Raw genomic sequence first — 21,018 nt, forward strand, 5'->3', positions numbered from 1 at the left:
AGGCATATATTCTAACGTACATTAGAGGCTCTTCTATCAACTGAAGGCCATTCACACCTCGTCCCGAAGCCAGGCGCGAGCAGCGGACCAGGCGCGGCGGACGGTCGGCACGGACACGTCGAGGACGGACGCGATTTCTTCGTGCGTCAGCCCCACGAAGTAGCGCATCTCCACCACCTGCGCGCCTCGCGGGTTGAACGCGGCCAGCAGTGTAAGCGCCTCGTCGAGGCCGAGGATCTCGGCAGCCTGGTCGTCGGAGAGGCCCACGCCATCGCGGAGTTCGTCGAGCGGGAGCGGGCGGTTGCCGCCGCCGCGCTTCTCGGCGTTGCGGGCGCGGGCATACTCGGCGAGCACGCGCCGCATGGCCGTCGCGGCAATCGCGAAGAAGTGGGCGCGGCTCTCCCAGGCCACGTTGCGCTGGTCGATGAGCTTGAGGTAGGCCTCGTGCACAAGCGCCGTCGTCTGCAGCGTGTGGTCGCGCCGCTCGAAGCGCAGCTTGCCGTGCGCGAGTTGGCGCAGTTCGCCGTAGACGAGCGGCAGGAGGTGGTTCACGGCCGTCTTGCTCCCGCCGACCACGTCGTGGAGCAGCGCGGTGAGGTCGGCGCGGTGCGGGTCCTTCATGCTGTCATCCTGAGCGAGCAGCGCGAGTCGAAGGATCTCTGTCAATCTCCTAGCCATGAGCAGAGCTTGAATGCTGATCCATAGATCCTTCGACTACGCCGTTCCGGCTCCGCTCAGGATGACAATAGCCATAGGATGAGGTCGACGCAAGACGGGTGAACTCTCACTTTTTTCCGGCGGGCGTGATCACTATCGCGCGCTGGGTGCACGGGGATGGATAGACGCGCCTCCCACCGCTGCTCGCAGCAACGCCGGACCGACCGGCCCGGGGAGTCCCCTCCTTCCACCCGTTCGGACCCATGCGTACCTCCTTCAGCTTCTCGCTCCGCTTCGCCCTCGCTCTCGGCCTCGTCCTCCTACCCGCCCTCACCGGCTGCGACCTCATCGAACAGCTCGAAGAGGAAATCGACGAGATTGAGGTGCCGCTCGCCACGGGCACCGTCTACATGTGGATCGGCGCCGACATGGACGCGACGGTCTCCTGCGGACCCCTCACGGTGCCAGGCTGCCCCGAAGCCGATAACAACTACGGCACCCAGGGCGGCCTCTCCGTCTCGTTCAACGGCGTCGGCATCAAACGCTCGTACGTCCACTTCGGACTGCCCGCGCTCCCGGAAGGCTCAACAGTGGACGAGGCCTACTTCGAGATGTACCACGGCGGCCAGAACGAAGACGGCCAGTCGGACGACATCACGATCCCCGTGACGCTCGCCGGTGCCCCGTGGAAGCCGCTGGAGATCACCTACAACAGCCAGCCCAACCGTTCGACCTCGGGCAGCAGCGGCTTCGGCCTCACGCTCAACAGCATGGACTGGTCGGGCACCGCCGACATCGCCAACCTCGTCCAGTCGCACTTCGACAGCCCAGCCACGAACTACGGCTACGTCGTCTACTGGGGCTCGAACGCAGGCAACGGCATCGAGAAGGGCTTCTACTCGATCAACGACTACCGCCGCACGCGCACGGACCTCGGCCTGAGCCCACGCATGCTCGTCAAGGTGACGCTGCCACCCGGCTTCACGACCGCCGACATCGACCTCGCGCCGACGCTCAACGCCGACAGCGACCTCAATCCGCGCGGCTCCGGCCCGATCCTGATGGTCCGCTTCGCCTCTGGAACGAGCGACTGGCCCGATGCCTGGAACGTCACCCGCGGCGTGCGTCGCTAGTGCTCAGGAGCACCCCAGCGCACCCCCTCCGCGCGCTGCCCCGCCGTTCCGGTTCGTCTGGGATGGCGGGGCGTGTTCGTGGGACCCGTAGTTTCTGGGCATCCCATTGAGCCTCTCGTTCCCATGCGCCTCTACCTCATGCGCCACGGTCCGGCCGTAGCGATGCACCCCGACGGAGATCCCGCCCGCCCGCTGTCCGACCACGGTGCGGCCCTCGTCGGGCGTCTCGCGCCCGCGTTTGCGAGCACGGTCGCGGACGCCCCACCGTCTGCGTTGCTCACCAGTAACTACACCCGCGCGAAACAGACGGGAGCGATTATGGGCGATGCGCTGAGCCTCACGCCTGAGGTGACCACGCTCATCCACCCGCATTGCGGCATCTCGGACTTGGAGATGGTGTGGGACATCTACAACCGGCCGGACGCGTGGATGGTGATTGGGCACCAACCTGCCTTCGGCGAACTCGTGCGCCTCCTCACTCACAGCCACGTCGCCATGCGCCCGGGTACGATCGCGGTGATCGAGGCCCCCGCTGTGCGCCTAAAGACCGGCTATCTCGTCGCCCTCTACCCACCCGAAGCGCTGGCCGCCTTCTCCACAGCCGGTGGCTGAGCACCGACCGCGCGCCTACAACCAGCCTTCCGACCGATACCAGGCGACGGTTTCTCGCATGCCTGCATCGAGCCCGACCTGCTGGGCATAGCCCACGTGCCGCTTGGCTTTGTCGACGGAGCAGATCCAGGCGTGACGCGCCTCCTCGGCCTTCTCTCGGTTGAGCGGCGGATAGTGCCCGAACACCCCTGCCACCTTCTCGACGACCGCACCCACGCCCGCTACCAACTTGGTCGGCACGTTGAGCGTCACGGCCCGCTTTCCGAGGGCACCGACGACCGCGTCGCGAATCTCGCTCCACGAGTAGGCGACCTCGCTCCCAACGAAGTACGTCTCCCCTTGCGCGAGGGGCGACTCCGCCAAGTCTGCGATGCCTCGGACGAGGTCGCGGACCTGCACGAGGGACAACGCGGGCGCCTCGCCATCCCCGACGATGGGAAACACGCCGCGGTTTGCCGTCTGGATCATGGTGAAGATGTCAGCCTCCCGAGGTCCGTACACCGCTGGCGGGCGCACGACCGTGATCGCTGGGGCGTCTGGGTGCTTCGCGCGCCAGTTCTCGACGGCCCACTCCATCGTCGCCTTGCTGCGGCCGTACATCGAGATTGGCGAGAGCGGTGCGGCTTCATCGAGGGGCTGGGCCATTCCCTCATGCACCGCGCTCGGGCCGACCGCCGCGAGGCTGCTCACGATCACGACACGCTTCACGCGCGGCGCAGCCTGTCGCACGGCTTCGAGGACGTTCAGCGTGCCCGCCACGTTGGCCTTGTCGAGGGCTTCCTGGTTGGGCGCACGCGTGAGCCCGGCGACGTGGTAGACCTCCTCGGCGCTCTGTACGCCGTCAAGCAAGGCGCCGAGGTCGTGCAAGCCCCCACGGATGTGTCGTACGGGGAGTCCGTCCAGCCACTTGGCGCGCGAGCGGACGAGACAACGCACTTCGTCTGCCCCTCGTCCGAGCAGTTCTTCAACAAGGTGACTGCCGACGAAGCCCGTGCCTCCGGTAACGAAAACGGTGCGGCCCATACCCAGACGAGGTGATTGGTGAAGCGGTGTGGGGCAAGATCGGTCCGGGGCGTGCGCACACGAAAGGCCGGGGGTAAGACTGATCGCTATCTTGGACGACTTTTCTGTGTGACCGCCCGCTCTTCAATGCGTCGCCTGTCTCTCCTGCTCCTCGTGCTCTGCACCTCGGTCCCTGCGACCGCCCAGCGTGCCGTCACCGAGGAGACCCCGCTCCGCCCCGTCACGCGGACGTTTGCGCTGTTCAATGCCCGTGTTGTGCAGGCACCCGGACAGGTGTTGGACAACGCCACGGTCGTGATCCGCGATGGGCTCATCGAAGCCGTCGGCAGCAACGTCACCATCCCCTTCGACGCGGAGGTCATCGAAGCCGACTCCCTCACGGTCTACGCAGGCTTCATTGATGCGCTGGGCTACGCGGGTGTGGCGAAACCCGAGGCCGAGCGGCCTGACATCGACAACCCGGACGAGCCGCCACGGGCAGTCGCCGGGCTCACGCCAGACCGGGACGTACGGGCACTCCTGAAGGTCAACGACGGCCGGATCACCCAACTGCGAGAGCTCGGATTCACGGCGGCGCACGTTGCCCCCCGCGATGGGTTCCTAGCGGGCAGGACGGCGCTGGTCTTGCTCGCAGGTGACACCCCGGAAGCCATGGTGCTGCGCGGCGACGTGGCCCAGCTGGCGCAGTTCGACACGGCACCCGGCGCCTACCCTGCCACACCGATGGCGATCATCGCTCGCATTCGTGAGGTGATGCAGCAGGCCAGCGACCTGGGCGAAGCGGCCGCTTCGTACGCGGAAGAGCCGGCAGGACGAGGCCGCGTCGGCTACGACCCCGTCCTCGATGCGCTCGCCACGACGGTGCGCGGCGACCAGCCGGTCCTCTTCGTCGTGGACGACTCCAACGAAGCTTTCCGGGCGCTCAAGCTGTCGCAAGACACCGGCGCCAGCGTGCTTCTTGCTGGGCTCGCCAACCCGACGGCGCTCGCAGACCGGATGGCTGAAGAGGGCCGCCCACTTCTGTTGTCGCTCGACCTGCCTGACGCCCTGGAGGACGAGGACGCCGACTCAACAGCAAGCGAGCCGCCCCACGACGCCACCCGGACGTTTTCGTACGAGAGTCTCGACGCCGAAACCGCAACGCTCCAGTCCAAACGTCGCGCAGCGCTGGAGCGCGTTGAGAGCGGTGCCCGCGTTCTTGACAGTCTCGGCGTCGCTTTTGCGTTTGCCCTCTTCGACATGAAGCCTGGCGAGATACACGGCAACCTCCGGCGCCTGATCGATGCAGGGCTACCTGAAGACGCCGCGCTCGCTGCCCTTACCACGGACGCGGCTGCACTGCTAGATCTCGGCGCGACGATGGGAACCGTGGAGGCAGGCAAGATGGCCAACCTCGTCGTCACCGACGGCTCCTATTTCGACGCGGAGAGTACGGTGCAGATGGTGTTCGTGGACGGGCACAAGTTCGAACTCGCCACGGAGGCGCCGCCCGAGGGCGCCGACCCCGACGCCGTCGTTGAAGCCATTGGGACGTGGGACTACACCGCCGACGTCTCCGGCCAAACCTCCTCCGGCACCTTCACGCTTGAGGGCGAGGCCGACAACCTCACCGGCTCGATCACCACCGACCAACTCGGTACCGTCACGCTCGACACGGTGTCGCTGGAGGGCAACGTCCTCACGATGGTGTTCTCCGCCGAGGGCATGGGGCGCATCACCGGCAGCGGCCTCATTGAAGGCGACACCTTCACGGGCACCCTCGAACTCGCAGGCGGCGACTTCACGATCCCCATCGAAGCGACACGGCGGCCCGGGTGACCCCTCGTCCGCCCCCTCGTTCCTGGTCCCTCGCCATTGATTGAACCACACGGCCTGACCCGATGCGCCTGCTCTTCTCTCTGCTCCTCTGTTCCTTCGGCGCCCCTGTATTCGGCCAGTCTGTGCTGCCGCCGCCCGACGCACGGGGCGACGTGCTCATCCGCAACGCGACGGTGCTCACCGTTACGAATGGCACGGTAGAAGACGCCGATGTCTTGGTGCGCGAGGGCGTCATCGCTGAGCTCGGGACGGACCTCGACGCACCACGCGGCGTGCGCGTGATCGACGCGGCAGGACAGTTCCTTATGCCCGGGATCATCGACGCGCACTCTCACCTCGGCATCTCGTCAGTGAACGAATGGACAGCTCCGGTCACGGCAGAAGTGGACGTGGGCGACGTCGTCAACCCGCTCGATCTAGGCATCTACCGGGCCCTTGCAGGTGGCGTCACGGTCAGCCACGCGATGCACGGTTCCGCCAACGTGATCGGGGGGCAGAACGAGACGCTCAAGCACCGCTGGGGCACTTTTGACCCCGAGGCGCTCAAGATGGAAGGAGCGCCGCCCACAATCAAGTTTGCCCTCGGCGAAAACCCGATCCGGGTGCACGGTCGGGGCAACGACATCCGACCACTCAGCCGCATGGGCGTCGAGCAGGTCTTCCGGAGCGCATTCTCCGAGGCGGAGCGCTACGCCGAGGCGCGCGCCGCGTATCTCGCGTCCGTCGAAGAAGGAACACCCACAACGCTCGTCCCTTTCGACGACCGGCTCGAAGCGCTCGCCGGCGTCCTTGCGAGCGACATCCTGATCCACACGCACAGCTACCGCGCTGACGAGATCCTGATGCTCATGGATGTGCTCGCCGATTTCGGCGTGGACCGGATCACGTTCCAGCACGTCAACGAGGGCTTCAAGGTCGCTCCCGAACTTGCTGAGTTCGGCGCAGGCGCCTCTATTTTTTCGGATTGGTATGCCTACAAGTTCGAGGTCTACTACTCCACCGCCTACAACGCTGCCGTGCTCACCCGCAACGGCGTCCGCACGTCGATCAACTCCGACTCGCGCGAGCTCATCCGGCATCTCTACCACGAGGCGGCCAAGGCGCAGCGCTACGGGGGACTGACGGACGACGAGGCGCTTGCGCTCATCACGATCAATCCCGCCTGGCAGCTTGGCATCGACGACCGCGTGGGCTCCATCGAAGTCGGCAAGGACGCCGACCTGACGCTTTTCGACGGCCACCCACTCAGCGTCTATGCGATCCCGACGCACACTATCGTTGACGGTATCGTTCGCTTCGACCGCGACGCAGACCCCGACGACATGCGCTTAGCCATCGACCCCGCCGTACCTGTGGACGAGGTGACGCTCTACGCCACGAGCCACCACCTGCACTTCACCAGCAATGGCATCGAGATGCACACGCACGGGTGCATGCAGGGGGTCGAGCAACGCTTCAACAACGTGTTCGGGCGCTAGGCTCCGCCGTGGACGCGGCTCCAGGCCGCCGCATCAGCGCGCCAGTTCAGCAAGATCAGCACCTCCTCGTCGGTGAGCGACCCCGTCTCGACGGCTACCCCGATGAGCGTGTCGAAGTCAGTGAGCGTGACGAGCCGGATGCCGGCCGCGTCGAACGCCCTCTGGGCCACCTCGAAGCCGTAGGTGAAGATCGAGAACACGGCAACGGGCTCGGCCCCAGCGCCGCGGACCGCCTCGGCGGCGGACAAGCTCGACCCGCCGGTCGAGATCAAGTCTTCGATGACGATCACCCGTTGTCCGGGCTCGATGCGCCCCTCGATGCGGTTTTCTTTGCCGTGTCCTTTTGCCTGTCCACGCACGTAGGCCATTGGCAAATCGAGCCGCTCCGCGAGCAGTGCGGCCTGGGGAATCCCGGCAGTCGCGGTGCCAGCGATTACGTCCACGGCCTCGTAGAAATTGGCCTCGGTGTGAGCGAGCAAGCCCTCCGTAATCATCAACCGCACATCGGGGTAGGACAGCGTCAGGCGGTTGTCACAGTAGACGGGGGCCTTGCGTCCCGACGCCCAGGTAAACGGCTCGTTGGGGCGGAGTGCCACGGCCCCAATGCGCAAGAGGTCAGCGGCCAGGGTACGAGTAAGTTCTCGGTCGCGGTTGGACATGCGCGGTTCGCGAAAGCGGGGTGGGACGAGCGAGCAAAAGGGACAGCATCGCTACCAGGTCAGATCGCTTCTTGTTCGCGGTGGAGGAAGTACTGCGCCCCCGTCCAGACGGTGATCATGGCCGTGACCCATAGAAAGACGAGCGAAAAGGGGCTTTCGAGCAGCGCGCGGAAGAAGCTAGAGAACGCCGTCCAGAAGCTCCCAGGTGCGACCTCTTCGACCTTCGAGAACACGAGGAAGACCTGGAGCGAGATCAAAAACGTGAGCTGCCACGCCGTCTTCGCTTTCGCCGACTTGAGCGTCTTGAGCGTGCGCCCCTGCTTCTCTTCGTAGCTGCGAAGCGCCGTCACAGCGAAGTCTCGCACGGCGACCGCGACGATGGCGAGCCACGCGAGCCACGCGCCGGCAGCGAACAGCCCCGTGTTGATCGGCTCGATGAAGGGGAACACGAAAAACCCGCCCAGCACCAGAATCTTGTCCGCGAGCGGGTCGAGGAATTGGCCGAGCCGAGAACGCACGCCGAGATCGCGCGCGAGCTTGCCGTCGTAGTAGTCGGTGATGGCCGCGAGGATGAACAGCGTCGCGCCCCAAAACTGGTTTGCAAAGCCGCCCTTCCACAAGAGCCAGAGGCAAATCGGCGTGACGACGATCCGGCCGATGGTAAGCGCGTTGGGGAGATGTCTCATGCGAGCGGGTGGGAAACCAATAAAGATAGCGCCGAGCCCGTCCCTGCGGTCTGATCCATCGGCTCTTCCGAAACCTCCCTGCGCGGGCGGCTTTATCGAAGGCCTCTTGACCCTTTTGCTTCATGCTTCTCCTCCTCGACTACGGCATCGGCAACGTCCGCTCGTTAGAAAAGGCGTTTCTGGCTGCTGGCCACAATCCAGTGCGGTCAGACGACCCTGCTCTCGTAGCGCGTGCTGAGCGGATTGTGCTTCCTGGCGTGGGCGCGTTCGGTGCGTGCGCCGACGAGATCCGCCGCCGCAGCCTCTGGACCCCGATCGGAGCCGCCGTTGCTGCTGGGACGCCCCTGCTCGGCGTCTGCGTCGGCATGCAATTGCTCTTCGAGGCCAGCGAAGAGCTCGGCGAACACCAGGGCTTCGGCTTCCTACCCGGCCGTGTGGTGCGTTTCCCGAATGCTACCGAGAACGGCCAGGCCTTGAAGGTCCCGCACATGGGCTGGAACGCGCTGCGCCCCGCACGGTCCCACCCCCTGCTTGAGGGCGAGGACGGACGCCCCCTTTCCGGCTCCGACGCCGACTCCTACTTCTACTTCGTGCACTCTTTCCACGCGGCGCCATCCGAACCGGCCGACGTGCTCGGTTGGACGCACTACGGCGCAGCGTTTCCCGCCGTCGTCCAGCGAGGTCACGTCATGGGCGTCCAGTTCCACCCCGAAAAGAGCCAGCGGGCCGGGCTGCATCTGCTGGACCGCTTCGCCACGCTAGAACCCGCCCCCGTCGCCTAGCCTCTCCACCCATGCTCATCATCCCGGCCATCGATCTGCGAGGAGGACGCTGCGTGCGCCTCCGCCAAGGTCGATACGAAGACGAGACGATCTACTTCGACGACCCCGTCGCGATGGCGAAGCTGTGGCGCGTCCAGAATGCCCGTGTCCTGCACCTCGTAGACCTCGATGCAGCGCGTGCGCGCCACGGCGAGGACGCCGAGGACGACAACGTCACGACTATCGGGCGCATTGCTGCGGCCCTCGACATCCCCGTCCAGGTAGGCGGCGGCATCCGATCGCTTTCCGATATCGACGCGATGCTCGAACGCGGGGTGTATCGGGTCATCCTCGGTACGGCCGCCGCCAAGAATCCCGACCTCGTCTCGGAGGCCATCGACAAGCATGGATGTGGGCGGATCGTCGTCGGCCTCGACGCGAAGGACGGCGAGGTGCGCATTGCTGGTTGGGAGGAGGGCAGCGGCCTCGACGCCGTTGCGTTTGCGCTCGACATGGAGAAGCGTGGCGTCCGGCGCATCGTCTACACGGACATTGCTCGCGACGGCATGATGAAAGGGCCCAACCTCGACGCCTATCGGTCGCTGGGACAACAGCTCTCGCGCTGCCGGATCACCGCCTCGGGCGGCGTGGGTGGCTACCACGACCTGCTGGGCCTGCAAGCCCTCGAACCCTTCGGCGTCGACTCGGTCATCGTCGGGCGTGCGCTCTACGAGAACGCGTTCCCCTGTCAGCGCTTCTGGTGCTGGAACGAAAAAGACGGCGTCGACCTCGACACGTTTTCGACAGCCAAGCTCAAAGCAATTCCCACCGACGAATGCTGACCAAGCGCATCATCCCGTGCCTCGACGTCCACGACGGCCGTGTCGTGAAGGGCGTCCAGTTCGTCGATCTCGTCGACGCGGGCGACCCGGTGGAGCAAGCCCGGTTCTACGACGCCGCCGGCGCCGACGAACTCGTCTTCCTGGATATCACCGCGACTCACGAGGGTCGCGACACGATGCATGACGTCGTGCGCCGCACTGCCGACCAGGTATTTATCCCGTTGACCGTTGGCGGCGGCATCCGCACCGTGGACGACATGCGCGCCATGCTTGCTGCCGGTGCGGATAAGGTGTCGATCAATTCGGCGGCCCTTCGCGACCCGGAACTCATCACCCGCGGCGCCTCGGCGTTTGGCGCGCAGTGCATCGTTGTGGCCATCGACGCGAAGCGCACAGGCGCCACCGATTCCGGCTGGGAAGTGTTCACGCATGGAGGACGCAAGCCCATTGGGAAAGACGCCGTCGCCTGGGCCGTGGAGGTCGAGCGACGTGGCGCAGGCGAGTTGCTCGTGACGAGCATGGACCGCGACGGTACGAAAGACGGCTACGACCGCGCACTCCTGCGCGAGATCAGCACCCGCGTCTCCATCCCTGTCATTGCCTCGGGCGGTGCGGGCACGTTGGAGCACCTCGCCGAAGGTCTCGCCGTGGCCGACGCTGTCCTCGCTGCCTCCATCTTCCATTTCCGCACGTTTTCAATCGACGAGGCGAAATCCCACCTCGCTGCTCGTGGCATCCCCGTCCGTCCCGTCGCCCCGCCCATTTCCGCTGCACCATGACCGACTCTGCACCCACTGGCTCCCTCACCGACGCCGCACGCTGGGGTATCCGGCTTCTAGTTGGATCTGTGGCGATGCTCGTCGTAATCGGCGGGGGCATGCTCGTCTGGGTGGTCGATAAGGCTGCGCGGAATCCAGACGTGCGCACTGAGCGACCTGGCTGGCTCGACGAGGCTGTCGGGTTCGATGTCTCCTTCTGGATCCCCCTCGCGCTCACCATCGGTGTAGGCGGCGTACTCGTCTTCTTCGTCTATGCGACGGCGATCAAGCGACTACGGGCAGGCGAAGACCTCTATGCGCAACGGCACGGCAAGGGGGTTCGCCGCCATGGCGAACGGGCGCTCCAGACAGGTGAAGAGGGCCCCTAAATCTCCTCAGATTCAAGCAGCGTGCGCGCTACTTCGGCGAGGTCGGTCATCGAGTTGCGAACGTAAAAATGAGGCGACTCGGCCTCCAACTCGTGTAGACCGTCGCGAGAACGCCCGCCCGCGATCACGCTAGTCCCCACCGGGAGCGCCGATAGGAGTGCACGCACTTCTGCTTTGAGGTCTGCCGACGGTACCGGCGTGGATATCGAGAGCCACACCAACTTCGGCTCATGCATGCGCGCAGCTTCCACAAGCGACCGCGCTGGCGTATCCGCTCCAAGGTTTATAACCTGATAGCCCAGATCGGACAACACTGCCGCAGCCATCTGGGAGGGCAGTAGATACGGGTCACTTGCTGGTGCGCCACCCAATGCCACGGGCGCGCCTTCTAGAGCGTCTGGCATGAGGGAACGGATCTGGCCAAACGCTTGGGCCACAAGGTCTGTCGCCTGGTGCTCGATGAAAATGCCGCGCGCTTCGTTTCGCGCTCGACCTTCGACGGATGCATCGTTCCATAGCATGCCGATTCGATTCAGGGCTTCGCGAACAGGAGTGTCGCACAGGGCAGCCAACGAAGCGCCACGGAGGTAGGCGGCGACAAGCAGACTGCGTGCCTGTTGGGCTTCGCCGGAGGTGAGCATGTTGTACAGACGGTCGGCATTGAGCGGGACTTCGCGGCCGGGCAGGCTACCCCCGAGCGCCTCAGTGAGCCCCAGTGCTTCTGGTTTGAGCACCTCCAGTTGTTCGTTTCGCACAAACTGGACAATCTCACGAATCTGTACGCGGCGATGTCCCCCGGCTGTCCTCAACGACTGCAGACGCCCCTTGTCGATCCAGCGCTTCAGCGTAGACTCGCCGAGACCCAGGGCATCGGCCACTTCGCGAGGTGAGAAAGTTCGTTCCTGGATGCGCACGGTAACGTGAGGAGGGTGGAAAAAACAGGCGATCATGCTTTTCTCTCCAAGAACGTTTTGGACGTTTATGGGTTCTCTTCTCGCGTGCCTATTTTTCATAGGTGGCTGTGGACTATTCTCCAGCACGATTGCCGCGCTCCAGCGCGGCATTCTTCTCGCCTTTCCCGCTCTCTTCCGCTCTACTCACACTTCCTATGTCGAAGACCCCCTTTTACGCACTCCTGTTTGCATGTACGCTGTCCCTGGCTGCCTGCGGTGATCCGCCCGAGCCGGCCGCCGAAGACATGGCCGACGACACCGAGATGACCGACGACGACACGATGTCGGGCTCCACGATCGTCGACCTGGCTGGCGAGGCTGGCCTCAACACCCTCGCCGCCGCGGTTGGGCAGGCAGGCCTCGTTGAAACGCTCAACAGCGCCGGCCCCTTCACCGTCTTTGCTCCCACCGACGAGGCCTTCGGTGCGCTTCCTGAAGGCACGCTCGACAGCGTCATGATGGACGAGAACCGTGAGATGCTCGCGGGCATCCTCACCTATCACGTTCTTCCGATGGAGGCCATGTCGGAAGGCATCTCCGGCACGCTGGAGCTCGAAACCGTAAACGGCGCCACGATCACCGTCACCAAGGCTGACGACGGTACGGTGACCGTCACGGACGCAGGCGGCAACACCGCCACGGTCGTCACGGCCGACGTGGATGCCTCCAACGGCGTTGTGCACGTCATCGACGCTGTGCTCATGCCGCCCGCCGGCGACGCGGCCGAATAATTCGCCCGTGCCATCTCGGCACACGCTGACTGCGCGCCGCGCTGGACCTCGTTCCGGCGCGGCGCGTTTGCTTGCTCCCTTCTTTGCCTTCCCTTCTCCTCTGCCTTTCTCTATTCATGGCTGACACCCCTGTCTACGCGATCCTTGGTGCCACCGGTGGCATCGGCTCCGCCCTCACCCGCTCTCTCGCGGCGACCGGCGCCCGTCTCGCGCTCGGTGCCCGCTCCGTCGACAAGCTGCGCGATCTTGCTGGCGAAACAGGCGCCGCTGCCTACACCCTCGACGCGACTCAACTCACGGGCGTCGAGAGCTTCGTCCAGAGCGTACTCGACCAGTATGGCCGCCTCGATGGGATCGCCAACTGCGTAGGCTCAATCATCCTGAAACCCGCGCACCTCACCTCTGCGGAGGAGTTCGAGGAGACGCTCAAGCTCAACCTACACTCGGCGTTCTATGTCGTGAAGACCTGCACCAAGGTGATGCAGAAGCAAAAGAGCGGCTCCATCGTGCTCGTGTCCTCGATTGCGGCGCACTACGGCTTGCAAAACCACGAGGCGATTGCGGCCGCGAAGGGCGGCGTGGCGTCACTCGTGCGCGCGGCGGCGGCGAGCTATGCCCACCGCGGCGTTCGTGTCAATGCCGTGTCGCCGGGCCTCGTCCGCACCCCGATGGCGGCCCGTCTCACCGCGTCTGAGCAAGCCGAGAAGCAGTCGGCAAGCATGCACCCACTGGGGCGCATCGGCGAGCCTGAGGATGTCGCGCCCATGATTCATCATCTTCTCGATGCAGAAAAGAGCGGCTGGATCACAGGCCAAGTCATCTCCGTCGATGGCGGCTTTGCCACCGTGAAGCCCCGATAGTTGGCGTCGGCCACGCGGTGTGGTTTCTTGTGCAAGCCTCCCTCCCCGACCTGCCAACCCAGCCATGACTCAGACCGTCTACCACGTCGTCCCGAACGAAGGCCGTTGGGCCGTCAAACGAGAAGGTGTCGAGTTTCCGCACCGCGTCGTTGAAACGCAGGCCGCGGCCGTGGAGGCCGCACAGCGGCTGCTTCGTTTTGAGGCGCCAGGGCGTATCGTCGTACATGGGGCCGATGGGGCCATCGAGCGCGTGCACGCCTACGATGAAGCCCCGTCGATGCCCGCAAACACAGCACCCAGTTGGCGCGCCGTCGTCTTCTCAAAACCAGCCATTGCGGTAGCTGGGACGGCATTCCTGGTGGCGCTTGGTTGGGGCCTGAGCCGTCGCGACTGACTCTACGGCAAAGCCTCACACACGCGTTGCTTATTGTGTCGCTCTCAAGCTTGCAGGCATGCGCTCGACCTGCCCGCTTCGGCTCCTTCTCGCCGTTGTAGGGACCTCGGTCTTTCCAACGGTGCTGCTCAGCCAGACACTACCCCAGACGCCGCCTCCTGGGGAAGCAAGGATGCCGCTCGTCCTCCCCTTCGAGGACGACAACATCGCAGGCACGCAGATCGGCGGCCTGACGCGCGACGACGTCGGCGTGGTCTACGCCGCTGCACTGCGAGGGCTCCTCTCGTTCGACCGCGTCCGCCGGCGACGGTACTGGGTGCGGTCCGGCACACAGAGCGTCGCACGGGATGCTCAAGGCCGCCTCTGGTCACCTCCGATGGCGAATTAGGCCACTTCACAGCAGACTCGCTCGGTGCGCTGGCGCACGTCTCGCGACGTGACTCTCGACCCGAAGACGCGCGGGCCCGGTTGGGCAACCAACTGATTCACATCCGAGGCACCGTCAGTGTCACGGCACTCGGTCCCGTCCTGGTTCGATGGGACAATTGATGATCGCTTTCCGTCGTGGCCCGTGGAAGACGGACTCCACACCGCGCTGGTTGGGGACACGCTTTGTCCCGTCGAGCCTACCCACGGACTGCCAGAAGTACGCGTGGACGGCCCGGTGTCAATAGCGCCAGCGCCGCTGCCGGGCCCCAATGCCTATATCGTTTCGGTCCCTACGTCGGATGCGGCGCGTCCGCTTCTCGTGGCGACCGAGCAACAGCTCTGGCGCATCGATGCAGCGTCGATGGAGTCGTTCGACAACAGGGCCTCAGCCTACCTACCCGCGGCAGCCATCCGCGCGCGTGGCACGCGCTGGTTACCCTCAGGCCTCCTCGCTGTCGCCACAAAATGGAGGGTGGGGTTGGTACTCCTCGACGAGCAAGGAGGCCTCTACCAGACTACCAGAAGAACTACACGCGGGGTAAGCCCGCGGTATCAATGCTAGGACTCAGCTCAAACAGGCGTCGAGCAGGTCGTCGTAGCGGGCGACCTGCTCGGGCCAGTTGAGGTGGTCCGAGATCCCACGCAGGACGGGGTTTGGCAGCGGCTTGTCCTGTCCGCTGAGAATGCCTTTCAGCAACGTGAAGAGATCGTCTTCGCCCTCGTAGAGTACGGGCGCGTGCAGAAGCGGGCGGTGCAGCGTCTCCGGTATTAGCTCTGGATAGGTAAGCCGATTGGGAAGCACCGGATGGCACCCGCAGTGGATCGCCTCCAGCATAGCGATGCCGAAGAACTCGTGCCGCGCCGTGGAGACGACAACGTCAGAGCGGTGCAGGAGTCGGCTGTAGGCGGCAAAGTCCTCGGCGTAGCCATAGTGCAGGATGCGCTCGGCATAGCGCTGGAAGGCGCGCTCGAATTCGGGCGGCTTCTCTTCGTAGTGCTTCCCCGCGAGGATGAGCCGGAACCGCACACCCGCGTCATCGAGGCGGTTCATCGTGCGGAAGAATTGAGCGGGGTTCTTGTCGTACTCCCACCGCTGATTCCACAGCACCACGGGCGGGCCCGGCGCGAGGACCTCCGCAGCGTCATTGTCAACACGATGCGCGTCATGGCCGTCGAGATCGAGGCCAAGGTGCAGCACTATCGACTTGGCACGGATGTCGGCGAGAGTGCCAGGGTGCGTAAAGTCCGGGAATCGCGAGAGCAGTAGGGGCAGCGCGCCGAAGAACTCGTCGAGGTGGAACTGCGAGTTGAAGACGACGCGGTCGGCGGCAAGCGCAGAGAGGTAGTTGATGTACGCGTACGTCAGGTCGCGCTCCTCGCCACCCCCATCTTCAGCGGGCCGGATGGGGTAGGTGAGCTGGTTCTCGTGGAAGAAGAGCACCACGGGTATGGCATCGAAGCGAGGTCGCGTGAGCGCGAGGAAGGCAGGCAGGTTGACCATGCTCGAAGCAAAGACCACGTCTGGACGCAGCCCGGCGTCGACGGCGTCGTTGGCCTTCTGAGCGAGTGTCACGGCTCCACCCTGCATGCGCCACTTCCAGTAGCGCGCCGCCATGGTGATCGGCGTCCACGAAAAGCGGCTATGCCGCATCAGGTCGCGCAAGAAGTGCTTGTGCGACCCGCCAAACCACGGTTCCAGCGCGAGGATCTGCATGCGATGCAAGGCCTTCGGGGCTAGTCTGCGTCGGCGAGACGCGCGAGCAACCCCTCGTTCTCCTCGTCGGTGGACGGCCGCACGATGGCGATGGTCCTGCGCTGCATATGATCACGCAGAATCGGGTCGCGCACCTCGGCAGCCGTCACGAGGATTTCCTCCCCGGCTGTCATCTCGAGCGCACGTGAGGTTAGGACGATGGTAAGCGGGGCATCGCTCACGTTCTTGATGAGCATGCCACGGCGTTTCGTAGCCATAGAGATCGGGAAAGGCTGGGCGCTTCGGTTACGAACGGTACCGAGCGAGTGTCTAGAAGGGCGGTGCGTGCAAGATAGACGCTAGGCCGTCACAGGATGCGCACTGTCCACGCTGTTCTCTTACCCATGCATGTTCCCCCGCTTCTTTCCCGAACGGTGGTCCAACCGACCCGTGCGCTCCTAGACTTGGCTTTTCCTCGTGTCTGCCTCGGGTGTTCGAAACGATTGCGTCACGCAGGGTCAGCTCCGCCAGTGTGCCCATCCTGTCGCCGCCGTGTGCCGTCTGCTGACGCCCAAACGCTCGTCCGCCGGTTTGAGAAACTCCCTATTCACGTACCACTAGCACACGTGGTCGCACTATGGACGTACAACGAGCACAGTACCGTTGCCCACCTCCAGCACAGACTCAAGTACGGCAACCGTCCACAGCTTGGCGAAGCCCTTGGCAGGTGGCTAGCGGAAGCACTGCCGGCCTGTTCTTTTGACTTGGTCGTGCCTGTCCCGCTCCACCGCCAGCGGCTCCTAGCGCGAGGCTATAACCAGAGTGCTTGCCTCGCTCGCGGCGTTGCATCTGCTCGGGGTCTATGTCTAGACGAGCGTCTACTGGGCCGCTCACGTTCAACGCGGTCGCAGACCAACCTGGATCACCAAGCGCGGTGGGCAAACGTCTACGGCGCTTTTACGACCACACCGAGCCTATCTGTATCCGGAATGCACGTGCTCCTCGTCGATGATGTGATGACGACCGGGGCGACGCTAGCCGCGGCAGCTGAACCGCTGGTCGCAGCAGGAGCGACCGTTTCTGCTGCCGCACTAGCTTGCACGCGTGAGTACGTTTGATCATGCACCACGCGTCCGATAGCTCGTCGCGGGAGTGTCTCCATTGAAGACCACCACGCCTTAGCCTGCAGCTATTCGCTGAGCGAACGCGAGCACGAGACGTGTGTGGGTCGCCATCAAGCCGGAGGCGTCCAAGTCTGACAACCGTTGCTGCGGAGTCGTAGGGAGCTTCGGTGGCGAAACCCGGCCCATCCACAGGGGCAGCTTGTCGTCCAACGATCGTGGCCCAGGAAAACGCCCTGGGGGAAAGTGCACGGCATAGAATGCTGCCTTTCGTTCCAGACGCGCGTACACCTCCTGGTCAACATCTACGTCGCCCTCTTCCCCCCTCGCCACGAGCTGCACACCGAGCAGGTAGTCGTGGTAGAGGAAAGGCAACTCGACGAGAGCCTGTCCTACTGCCGTAAACACCTCTGGCGCTTCACGGAGCCCCGCCTCTGCAGCGCGGGCAGTCACCGTGGCTACGAGGGCAAGCGTTTCCTCAGCGACGAGGTCTGGCCGTGCCGCACTTGTGAGGTGCGGCAACGTGAGACGGACTAGGTCCTGCGTCGTGCTTAGGGCGGAGGCCGCTGCAAACACGCTGAGCCGAGCGGTCGGGTCGAGGTCGGTGGCCACGCTTAAATCTTCCCGCTGTCGCTCGGCGTCTCGTCGCCACCGATGGCGTTGCGCATCTTCGTATCGGCTTCGATGTTGCGGAGGTTGTAGTAGTCCATCACGCCGAGGTTGCCCGAGCGGAACGCCTCGGCGATGGCCTGCGGGATCGATGCTTCGGCGGCGACGAGGTTCGCGCGCTCCTCCTGCTCCTTCGCAACGGCAGCCGCGCGGCGCTCTTCCGCCTTGGCGCGGGCAACCTGGAGGTCGGCTTCAGCCTGATCCGTCTGGAGCTTGGCACCGATGTTCTCGCCCACATCAACGTCGGCGATATCGATCGAGAGAATCTCAAACGCTGTCCCGCTGTCGAGGCCCTTGGCGAGGACGGTCTTCGAGATGTTGTCCGGGTTCTCGAGCACACCGGCGTGGGTACCGGACGAGCCGATCGTCGAGACGATGCCTTCACCGACACGAGCGATGATGGTCTCTTCACCCGCACCACCGACAAGTTGGTTGATGTTGGCGCGCACTGTCACGCGGGCGATGGCACGAAGCTGGATGCCATCTTTTGCAATAGCGGATACCGGCGGCGTCTGAATCACTTTCGGGTTCACCGACACCTGCACGGCGTCGAACACGTCGCGCCCGGCCAGGTCGATGGCAGTGGCCTGCTGGAACGAGAGGTCGATGTTGGCTTTATCCGCCGAGATGAGCGCGTTGACGACCTGTTGGACGTTGCCGCCTGCGAGGTAGTGCGTTTCAAGCTGGCTCGTCGTCACATCGATGCCGGCCTTTCGCGCCGAGATCAGCGGCAGGATGATCGCCGAGGGTGTCACGTTGCGCAGCCGCATCCCGATGAGGTCGGAGAGTTTGACGCGCACGCCTGAGGTGATGGCCGCAATCCAAAGCCGGATGGGCACGAAGTAGAACAGCAGCAGGATAAAGAGGACGATCCCAACAATGAGGATCGCGCTGGCGCCGCCGAGGAGGTTGTCCATGAGATGGGTGGTTCGGTATTGCTGTATATCGGTGCATCCTTAGGTTCACCGGCCAGCGTACGCTGGAAAACGGAACCGCCGGACGACTGAATCACGCGTCAGTAGCTACGTCGGTAGGCGCCGCTTTGGCCGCCGGTTTTGGCGAGGAGCCCGATGTCGGTGATGCGAATCTCGCGGTCGATGGACTTGCACATGTCGTAGACCGTCAGGGCTGCCACCGAGACCGCGGTGAGCGCCTCCATTTCGACGCCGGTTGGCCCCTGCGCCTTCGTGAGCGCTCGGATCTCGACGCTGCGCCGCTCCTCGTCAAGGTCCAGGTCGAGGTCGACGTTTTGGAGCAGTACGTCGTGGCAGAGGGGGATAAGTTGACTGGTTCGCTTTGCCCCAAGGATGCCTGCAATCTGCGCTACGGAGAGCACATCGCCCTTCTTGACGGTGCCCGCTTGCATCTGTGAGAACGAGGCTTCGCCCAGCAGGACGCGTCCTGAGGCGACGGCCGTGCGCGCCGAGGCGCTACGGAGGCTGAGATCAGCCATGTGGGCACGACCATCCACATGGCCTAGGGTAGGTGCGTCGGAGTCAGGCATCGGGTGGGAATTCGGGTGGGAGCTACAGCTGGGGAGGTCGCCGCTCAATCTACGGCGCGTCCGCTTTGTAGATCCGAGCCCCATCGAGGTAGGTGGCGAGAACCCGCGTGCTCAGCAGGTCTTCGACTGGCACGGTCATGAGGTCCTGGCTCAGCAGCACGAAGTCGGCACGCTTGCCCACCTCCAGACTACCGACCTCGTCCTCCATGAACGCGGCGTACGCCGCATCGAGGGTAAATCCTCGCAGAGCCTCCTCACGAGTGAGCCGCTGGTCAGGGTACCATCCGCCTTCGGGCATCCCATCCGCGTCCTGTCGGGCGACGGCCGCGTAAAACCCAAGAATCGGGTCTACCCGCTCGACCGGGAAGTCGCTTCCAAGCGCGAGGCGACCACCGGCATCCACGATCGTGCGCCAGGCGTAAGCCCCACGGATGCGTACCGGCCCGACGCGGTCTTCGGCCCACGGCATGTCGCTCGTGGCATGGGTGGGCTGCATCGAGGCGATCACACTGAGGTCAACAAGCCGGTCGAGGTCATCGGGCGTCGCGACCTGCGCGTGCTCGATGCGGTGTCGCCCCTGGTTGCCAGGGCCTTGTCTGGACTGAGACGCCATGGCTTGTTCGTAGGCGTCAAGCACGACGCGGTTGGCGCGGTCGCCGATGGCATGCGTATTGACCTGTAGACCACAATCCATGGCCTCTCGGACGATCGGCTCGAACGCCTCAGGCTGGAGGAACAGCAGGCCCCGGTTGCCAGGGTCGTCTGAATAGTCTTTGATGAGCGCGGCGCCGCGGCTCCCAAGTGCGCCATCGAGGTAGAGTTTGACGCTGCGCATCTGGAGACGCCCACTGGGATGGGTCACGCGCCCTTCGTTGTCGCACGCAAACGCCATCGCGTCGCCCGCACCGCTCGCCATGGCATAAAGCCGCAGACCGAATTGTCCGTCTCTGACAGCCTGCTCGTACAGGCGATAGGCTTCGAGCGACGTACCCGCTTCGTGTATGCCCGTGAGGCCATATTTCGCTGTCTCGGCCAGTGCGCGGCGTAATGCTTCTCGCTTCATCTCAGCACTGATCGGCGGTACCGCGGCCTGGAGCGCCTCCCCGGCCTTGTCGATGGTCACCCCGGTGGGCAAGCCGTCTCGGTCTCGGATATAGGCGCCCCCTTCCGGATTTGCGGGGGCCGGAGCGTTGGGGTCGATCCCCGCCTCTCGCAGCGCAGCCGTGTTCGCCCAGTATGCATGCCCGTCGATGCGTTCGAGGAGCACCGGGCGATTCGGGAACGCCGCGTCTAAGTCTGCGCGTGTCGGGAACGGGTACGAGCCATCGTCCGCAGGCGCCCAGTCGTTTTGGTCCCAGCCTCGCCCCACGAGCCAGGCCTCCCCTGACAACGTCGTCGCATGACTAACTAGGCGATCAACAATCTCCTCGACTGAAGCCGTACCGGCCAAGTTTACGTTGAGCAGCAGTTGCCCCAGGCCTTCCCCCGACAGCATACCCATGAGGTGCGCATGCGCATCGATGAGGCCGGGCACGACGGTTGCCCCGCCCGCATCGAGACGGGCCCATTCCGGATGGACGGCAAGCAGGCTGTCGGCTGCACCGACTCCCACGATGGCACCGTTCGAGACCGCGAGGGCCTCGGCGTTCGGCTTCGCGGCATCGACGGTGTAGATCGATGCATTGTGGAGCACATAGTCCGTGGGCGGTGCCTTTCCGCTAGGCGGGGCCTCAGACGTGCTACACGCGGAAGTGCTGAGGAGCAGAAGGAGGCAGGCGAGCAAGCGGGACATGAGTCGCAGCGTCGGTTGGGAGAGGTTGTAATATCTCACAGGCCGGCGTTGCCCGT

At 64.6% G+C, this 21,018-nt stretch carries 22 protein-coding genes; 12 read left to right on the forward strand and 10 right to left on the reverse strand.

Annotated elements, in window-relative coordinates; all coding sequences use genetic code 11:
- Nucleotides 1-51: 51 nt before the first annotated feature.
- Nucleotides 52-621, reverse strand: coding sequence for a sigma-70 family RNA polymerase sigma factor (locus AAFU51_02620; protein ID MEO1570143.1), 570 nt, complete (start codon nucleotides 619-621; stop codon nucleotides 52-54).
- Nucleotides 622-920: 299 nt separating this feature from the next.
- Here AAFU51_02620 and AAFU51_02625 point away from each other — a divergent pair, with 299 nt between their 5' ends.
- Both AAFU51_02625 and AAFU51_02630 read left to right on the forward strand, forming a co-directional pair.
- Nucleotides 921-1,790 carry a DNRLRE domain-containing protein gene (locus AAFU51_02625; protein MEO1570144.1) on the forward strand — a complete coding sequence of 290 codons (870 nt, stop codon included), beginning with the start codon at nucleotides 921-923 and terminating at the stop codon, nucleotides 1,788-1,790.
- 123 nt (nucleotides 1,791-1,913) lie between these two features.
- Nucleotides 1,914-2,402: a histidine phosphatase family protein gene (locus AAFU51_02630; GenBank protein MEO1570145.1), complete on the forward strand. Its 489-nt coding sequence runs from the start codon at nucleotides 1,914-1,916 to the stop codon at nucleotides 2,400-2,402.
- A gap of 15 nt (nucleotides 2,403-2,417) precedes the next feature.
- On the opposite strand, the gene AAFU51_02635 is transcribed toward AAFU51_02630, so the two are convergent.
- Nucleotides 2,418-3,425 carry an NAD-dependent epimerase/dehydratase family protein gene (locus AAFU51_02635; GenBank protein ID MEO1570146.1) on the reverse strand — a complete coding sequence of 336 codons (1,008 nt, stop codon included), beginning with the start codon at nucleotides 3,423-3,425 and terminating at the stop codon, nucleotides 2,418-2,420.
- A gap of 126 nt (nucleotides 3,426-3,551) precedes the next feature.
- On the opposite strand from AAFU51_02635, the gene AAFU51_02640 reads away from it, so the two are divergent.
- Nucleotides 3,552-5,243, forward strand: coding sequence for an amidohydrolase family protein (locus AAFU51_02640; protein MEO1570147.1), 1,692 nt, complete (start codon nucleotides 3,552-3,554; stop codon nucleotides 5,241-5,243).
- A 62-nt stretch (nucleotides 5,244-5,305) separates the two neighbouring features.
- Complete coding sequence (locus AAFU51_02645) at nucleotides 5,306-6,721, forward strand: amidohydrolase family protein (protein MEO1570148.1); 1,416 nt, start codon at nucleotides 5,306-5,308, stop codon at nucleotides 6,719-6,721.
- Here the strand turns inward: AAFU51_02645 and pyrE are convergent.
- Nucleotides 6,718-7,380, reverse strand: a complete 663-nt coding sequence (pyrE, locus tag AAFU51_02650) for an orotate phosphoribosyltransferase (GenBank protein ID MEO1570149.1) — start codon at nucleotides 7,378-7,380, stop codon at nucleotides 6,718-6,720. The genes AAFU51_02645 and pyrE overlap by 4 nt on opposite strands.
- Before the next feature lie 59 nt (nucleotides 7,381-7,439).
- On the reverse strand, nucleotides 7,440-8,066 hold the full coding sequence (locus AAFU51_02655) for a CDP-alcohol phosphatidyltransferase family protein (protein ID MEO1570150.1): 627 nt from the start codon (nucleotides 8,064-8,066) through the stop codon (nucleotides 7,440-7,442).
- A 122-nt stretch (nucleotides 8,067-8,188) separates the two neighbouring features.
- On the opposite strand from AAFU51_02655, the gene hisH reads away from it, so the two are divergent.
- The 4 genes from hisH to AAFU51_02675 are packed head-to-tail and all read left to right on the forward strand — an operon-like array spanning nucleotide 8,189 to nucleotide 10,816.
- Nucleotides 8,189-8,848, forward strand: coding sequence for an imidazole glycerol phosphate synthase subunit HisH (hisH, locus tag AAFU51_02660; protein MEO1570151.1), 660 nt, complete (start codon nucleotides 8,189-8,191; stop codon nucleotides 8,846-8,848).
- An 11-nt stretch (nucleotides 8,849-8,859) separates the two neighbouring features.
- Nucleotides 8,860-9,669: a 1-(5-phosphoribosyl)-5-[(5-phosphoribosylamino)methylideneamino]imidazole-4-carboxamide isomerase gene (gene hisA, locus AAFU51_02665; GenBank protein MEO1570152.1), complete on the forward strand. Its 810-nt coding sequence runs from the start codon at nucleotides 8,860-8,862 to the stop codon at nucleotides 9,667-9,669.
- Nucleotides 9,663-10,448, forward strand: coding sequence for an imidazole glycerol phosphate synthase subunit HisF (hisF, locus tag AAFU51_02670; protein ID MEO1570153.1), 786 nt, complete (start codon nucleotides 9,663-9,665; stop codon nucleotides 10,446-10,448). Before hisA ends, hisF begins: the two co-directional genes overlap by 7 nt.
- Nucleotides 10,445-10,816, forward strand: a complete 372-nt coding sequence (locus AAFU51_02675) for a hypothetical protein (protein MEO1570154.1) — start codon at nucleotides 10,445-10,447, stop codon at nucleotides 10,814-10,816. The genes hisF and AAFU51_02675 overlap by 4 nt, the downstream gene beginning before the upstream one ends.
- On the opposite strand, the gene AAFU51_02680 is transcribed toward AAFU51_02675, so the two are convergent.
- A complete protein-coding gene (locus AAFU51_02680) occupies nucleotides 10,813-11,730 on the reverse strand; it encodes a helix-turn-helix domain-containing protein (GenBank protein ID MEO1570155.1) in 918 nt (305 codons plus the stop codon). The genes AAFU51_02675 and AAFU51_02680 overlap by 4 nt on opposite strands.
- 194 nt (nucleotides 11,731-11,924) lie before the next feature.
- Between AAFU51_02680 and AAFU51_02685 the strand changes: the two genes are divergently transcribed.
- From AAFU51_02685 to AAFU51_02700, 4 genes are all read left to right on the forward strand, one after another.
- Complete coding sequence (locus AAFU51_02685; protein MEO1570156.1) at nucleotides 11,925-12,500, forward strand: fasciclin domain-containing protein; 576 nt, start codon at nucleotides 11,925-11,927, stop codon at nucleotides 12,498-12,500.
- A gap of 116 nt (nucleotides 12,501-12,616) precedes the next feature.
- Nucleotides 12,617-13,360, forward strand: coding sequence for an SDR family oxidoreductase (locus tag AAFU51_02690; GenBank protein MEO1570157.1), 744 nt, complete (start codon nucleotides 12,617-12,619; stop codon nucleotides 13,358-13,360).
- Between the two features lie 64 nt (nucleotides 13,361-13,424).
- The gene (locus AAFU51_02695) at nucleotides 13,425-13,754 is read left to right on the forward strand and encodes a DUF2188 domain-containing protein (protein MEO1570158.1); all 330 of its coding nucleotides are present in this window, start codon (nucleotides 13,425-13,427) and stop codon (nucleotides 13,752-13,754) included.
- 58 nt (nucleotides 13,755-13,812) lie between these two features.
- Nucleotides 13,813-14,142 carry a hypothetical protein gene (locus AAFU51_02700; protein MEO1570159.1) on the forward strand — a complete coding sequence of 110 codons (330 nt, stop codon included), beginning with the start codon at nucleotides 13,813-13,815 and terminating at the stop codon, nucleotides 14,140-14,142.
- A 606-nt stretch (nucleotides 14,143-14,748) separates the two neighbouring features.
- Here AAFU51_02700 and AAFU51_02705 read toward each other — a convergent pair.
- The 5 genes from AAFU51_02705 to AAFU51_02725 form a co-directional block, all read right to left on the reverse strand.
- Nucleotides 14,749-15,897: a DUF3524 domain-containing protein gene (locus tag AAFU51_02705; protein MEO1570160.1), complete on the reverse strand. Its 1,149-nt coding sequence runs from the start codon at nucleotides 15,895-15,897 to the stop codon at nucleotides 14,749-14,751.
- A 20-nt stretch (nucleotides 15,898-15,917) separates the two neighbouring features.
- Nucleotides 15,918-16,154 carry a hypothetical protein gene (locus AAFU51_02710; protein MEO1570161.1) on the reverse strand — a complete coding sequence of 79 codons (237 nt, stop codon included), beginning with the start codon at nucleotides 16,152-16,154 and terminating at the stop codon, nucleotides 15,918-15,920.
- Nucleotides 16,155-17,611: 1,457 nt separating this feature from the next.
- The gene (gene floA / locus AAFU51_02715; protein ID MEO1570162.1) at nucleotides 17,612-18,583 is read right to left on the reverse strand and encodes a flotillin-like protein FloA; all 972 of its coding nucleotides are present in this window, start codon (nucleotides 18,581-18,583) and stop codon (nucleotides 17,612-17,614) included.
- Nucleotides 18,584-18,681: 98 nt separating this feature from the next.
- The gene (gene moaC, locus AAFU51_02720; GenBank protein MEO1570163.1) at nucleotides 18,682-19,170 is read right to left on the reverse strand and encodes a cyclic pyranopterin monophosphate synthase MoaC; all 489 of its coding nucleotides are present in this window, start codon (nucleotides 19,168-19,170) and stop codon (nucleotides 18,682-18,684) included.
- Nucleotides 19,171-19,219: 49 nt separating this feature from the next.
- Complete coding sequence (locus AAFU51_02725) at nucleotides 19,220-20,962, reverse strand: amidohydrolase (GenBank protein MEO1570164.1); 1,743 nt, start codon at nucleotides 20,960-20,962, stop codon at nucleotides 19,220-19,222.
- Between the last annotated feature and the right edge of the window lie 56 nt (nucleotides 20,963-21,018).

The sequence above is a fragment of the Bacteroidota bacterium genome, from assembly GCA_039821555.1.
GTDB lineage: Bacteria > Bacteroidota > Rhodothermia > Rhodothermales > Rubricoccaceae > JBCBEX01.

Excerpts from the sequence above, each read along its gene's own strand:
- AAFU51_02685 (MEO1570156.1), top strand. The coding sequence starts at position 11,925 with ATGTCGAAGACCCCCTTTTACGCACTCCTGTTTGCATGTACGCTGTCC.
- hisA (MEO1570152.1), top strand. The coding sequence starts at position 8,860 with ATGCTCATCATCCCGGCCATCGATCTGCGAGGAGGACGCTGCGTGCGC.
- AAFU51_02620 (MEO1570143.1), bottom strand. The coding sequence starts at position 621 with ATGAAGGACCCGCACCGCGCCGACCTCACCGCGCTGCTCCACGACGTG.
- AAFU51_02655 (MEO1570150.1), bottom strand. The coding sequence starts at position 8,066 with ATGAGACATCTCCCCAACGCGCTTACCATCGGCCGGATCGTCGTCACG.
- hisH (MEO1570151.1), top strand. The coding sequence starts at position 8,189 with ATGCTTCTCCTCCTCGACTACGGCATCGGCAACGTCCGCTCGTTAGAA.
- AAFU51_02645 (MEO1570148.1), top strand. The coding sequence starts at position 5,306 with ATGCGCCTGCTCTTCTCTCTGCTCCTCTGTTCCTTCGGCGCCCCTGTA.
- AAFU51_02695 (MEO1570158.1), top strand. The coding sequence starts at position 13,425 with ATGACTCAGACCGTCTACCACGTCGTCCCGAACGAAGGCCGTTGGGCC.
- hisF (MEO1570153.1), top strand. The coding sequence starts at position 9,663 with ATGCTGACCAAGCGCATCATCCCGTGCCTCGACGTCCACGACGGCCGT.
- AAFU51_02630 (MEO1570145.1), top strand. The coding sequence starts at position 1,914 with ATGCGCCTCTACCTCATGCGCCACGGTCCGGCCGTAGCGATGCACCCC.
- AAFU51_02640 (MEO1570147.1), top strand. The coding sequence starts at position 3,552 with ATGCGTCGCCTGTCTCTCCTGCTCCTCGTGCTCTGCACCTCGGTCCCT.
- AAFU51_02700 (MEO1570159.1), top strand. The coding sequence starts at position 13,813 with ATGCGCTCGACCTGCCCGCTTCGGCTCCTTCTCGCCGTTGTAGGGACC.
- AAFU51_02675 (MEO1570154.1), top strand. The coding sequence starts at position 10,445 with ATGACCGACTCTGCACCCACTGGCTCCCTCACCGACGCCGCACGCTGG.
- AAFU51_02710 (MEO1570161.1), bottom strand. The coding sequence starts at position 16,154 with ATGGCTACGAAACGCCGTGGCATGCTCATCAAGAACGTGAGCGATGCC.
- AAFU51_02725 (MEO1570164.1), bottom strand. The coding sequence starts at position 20,962 with ATGTCCCGCTTGCTCGCCTGCCTCCTTCTGCTCCTCAGCACTTCCGCG.
- moaC (MEO1570163.1), bottom strand. The coding sequence starts at position 19,170 with ATGCCTGACTCCGACGCACCTACCCTAGGCCATGTGGATGGTCGTGCC.
- AAFU51_02635 (MEO1570146.1), bottom strand. The coding sequence starts at position 3,425 with ATGGGCCGCACCGTTTTCGTTACCGGAGGCACGGGCTTCGTCGGCAGT.
- floA (MEO1570162.1), bottom strand. The coding sequence starts at position 18,583 with ATGGACAACCTCCTCGGCGGCGCCAGCGCGATCCTCATTGTTGGGATC.
- pyrE (MEO1570149.1), bottom strand. The coding sequence starts at position 7,380 with ATGTCCAACCGCGACCGAGAACTTACTCGTACCCTGGCCGCTGACCTC.
- AAFU51_02690 (MEO1570157.1), top strand. The coding sequence starts at position 12,617 with ATGGCTGACACCCCTGTCTACGCGATCCTTGGTGCCACCGGTGGCATC.
- AAFU51_02625 (MEO1570144.1), top strand. The coding sequence starts at position 921 with ATGCGTACCTCCTTCAGCTTCTCGCTCCGCTTCGCCCTCGCTCTCGGC.
- AAFU51_02705 (MEO1570160.1), bottom strand. The coding sequence starts at position 15,897 with ATGCAGATCCTCGCGCTGGAACCGTGGTTTGGCGGGTCGCACAAGCAC.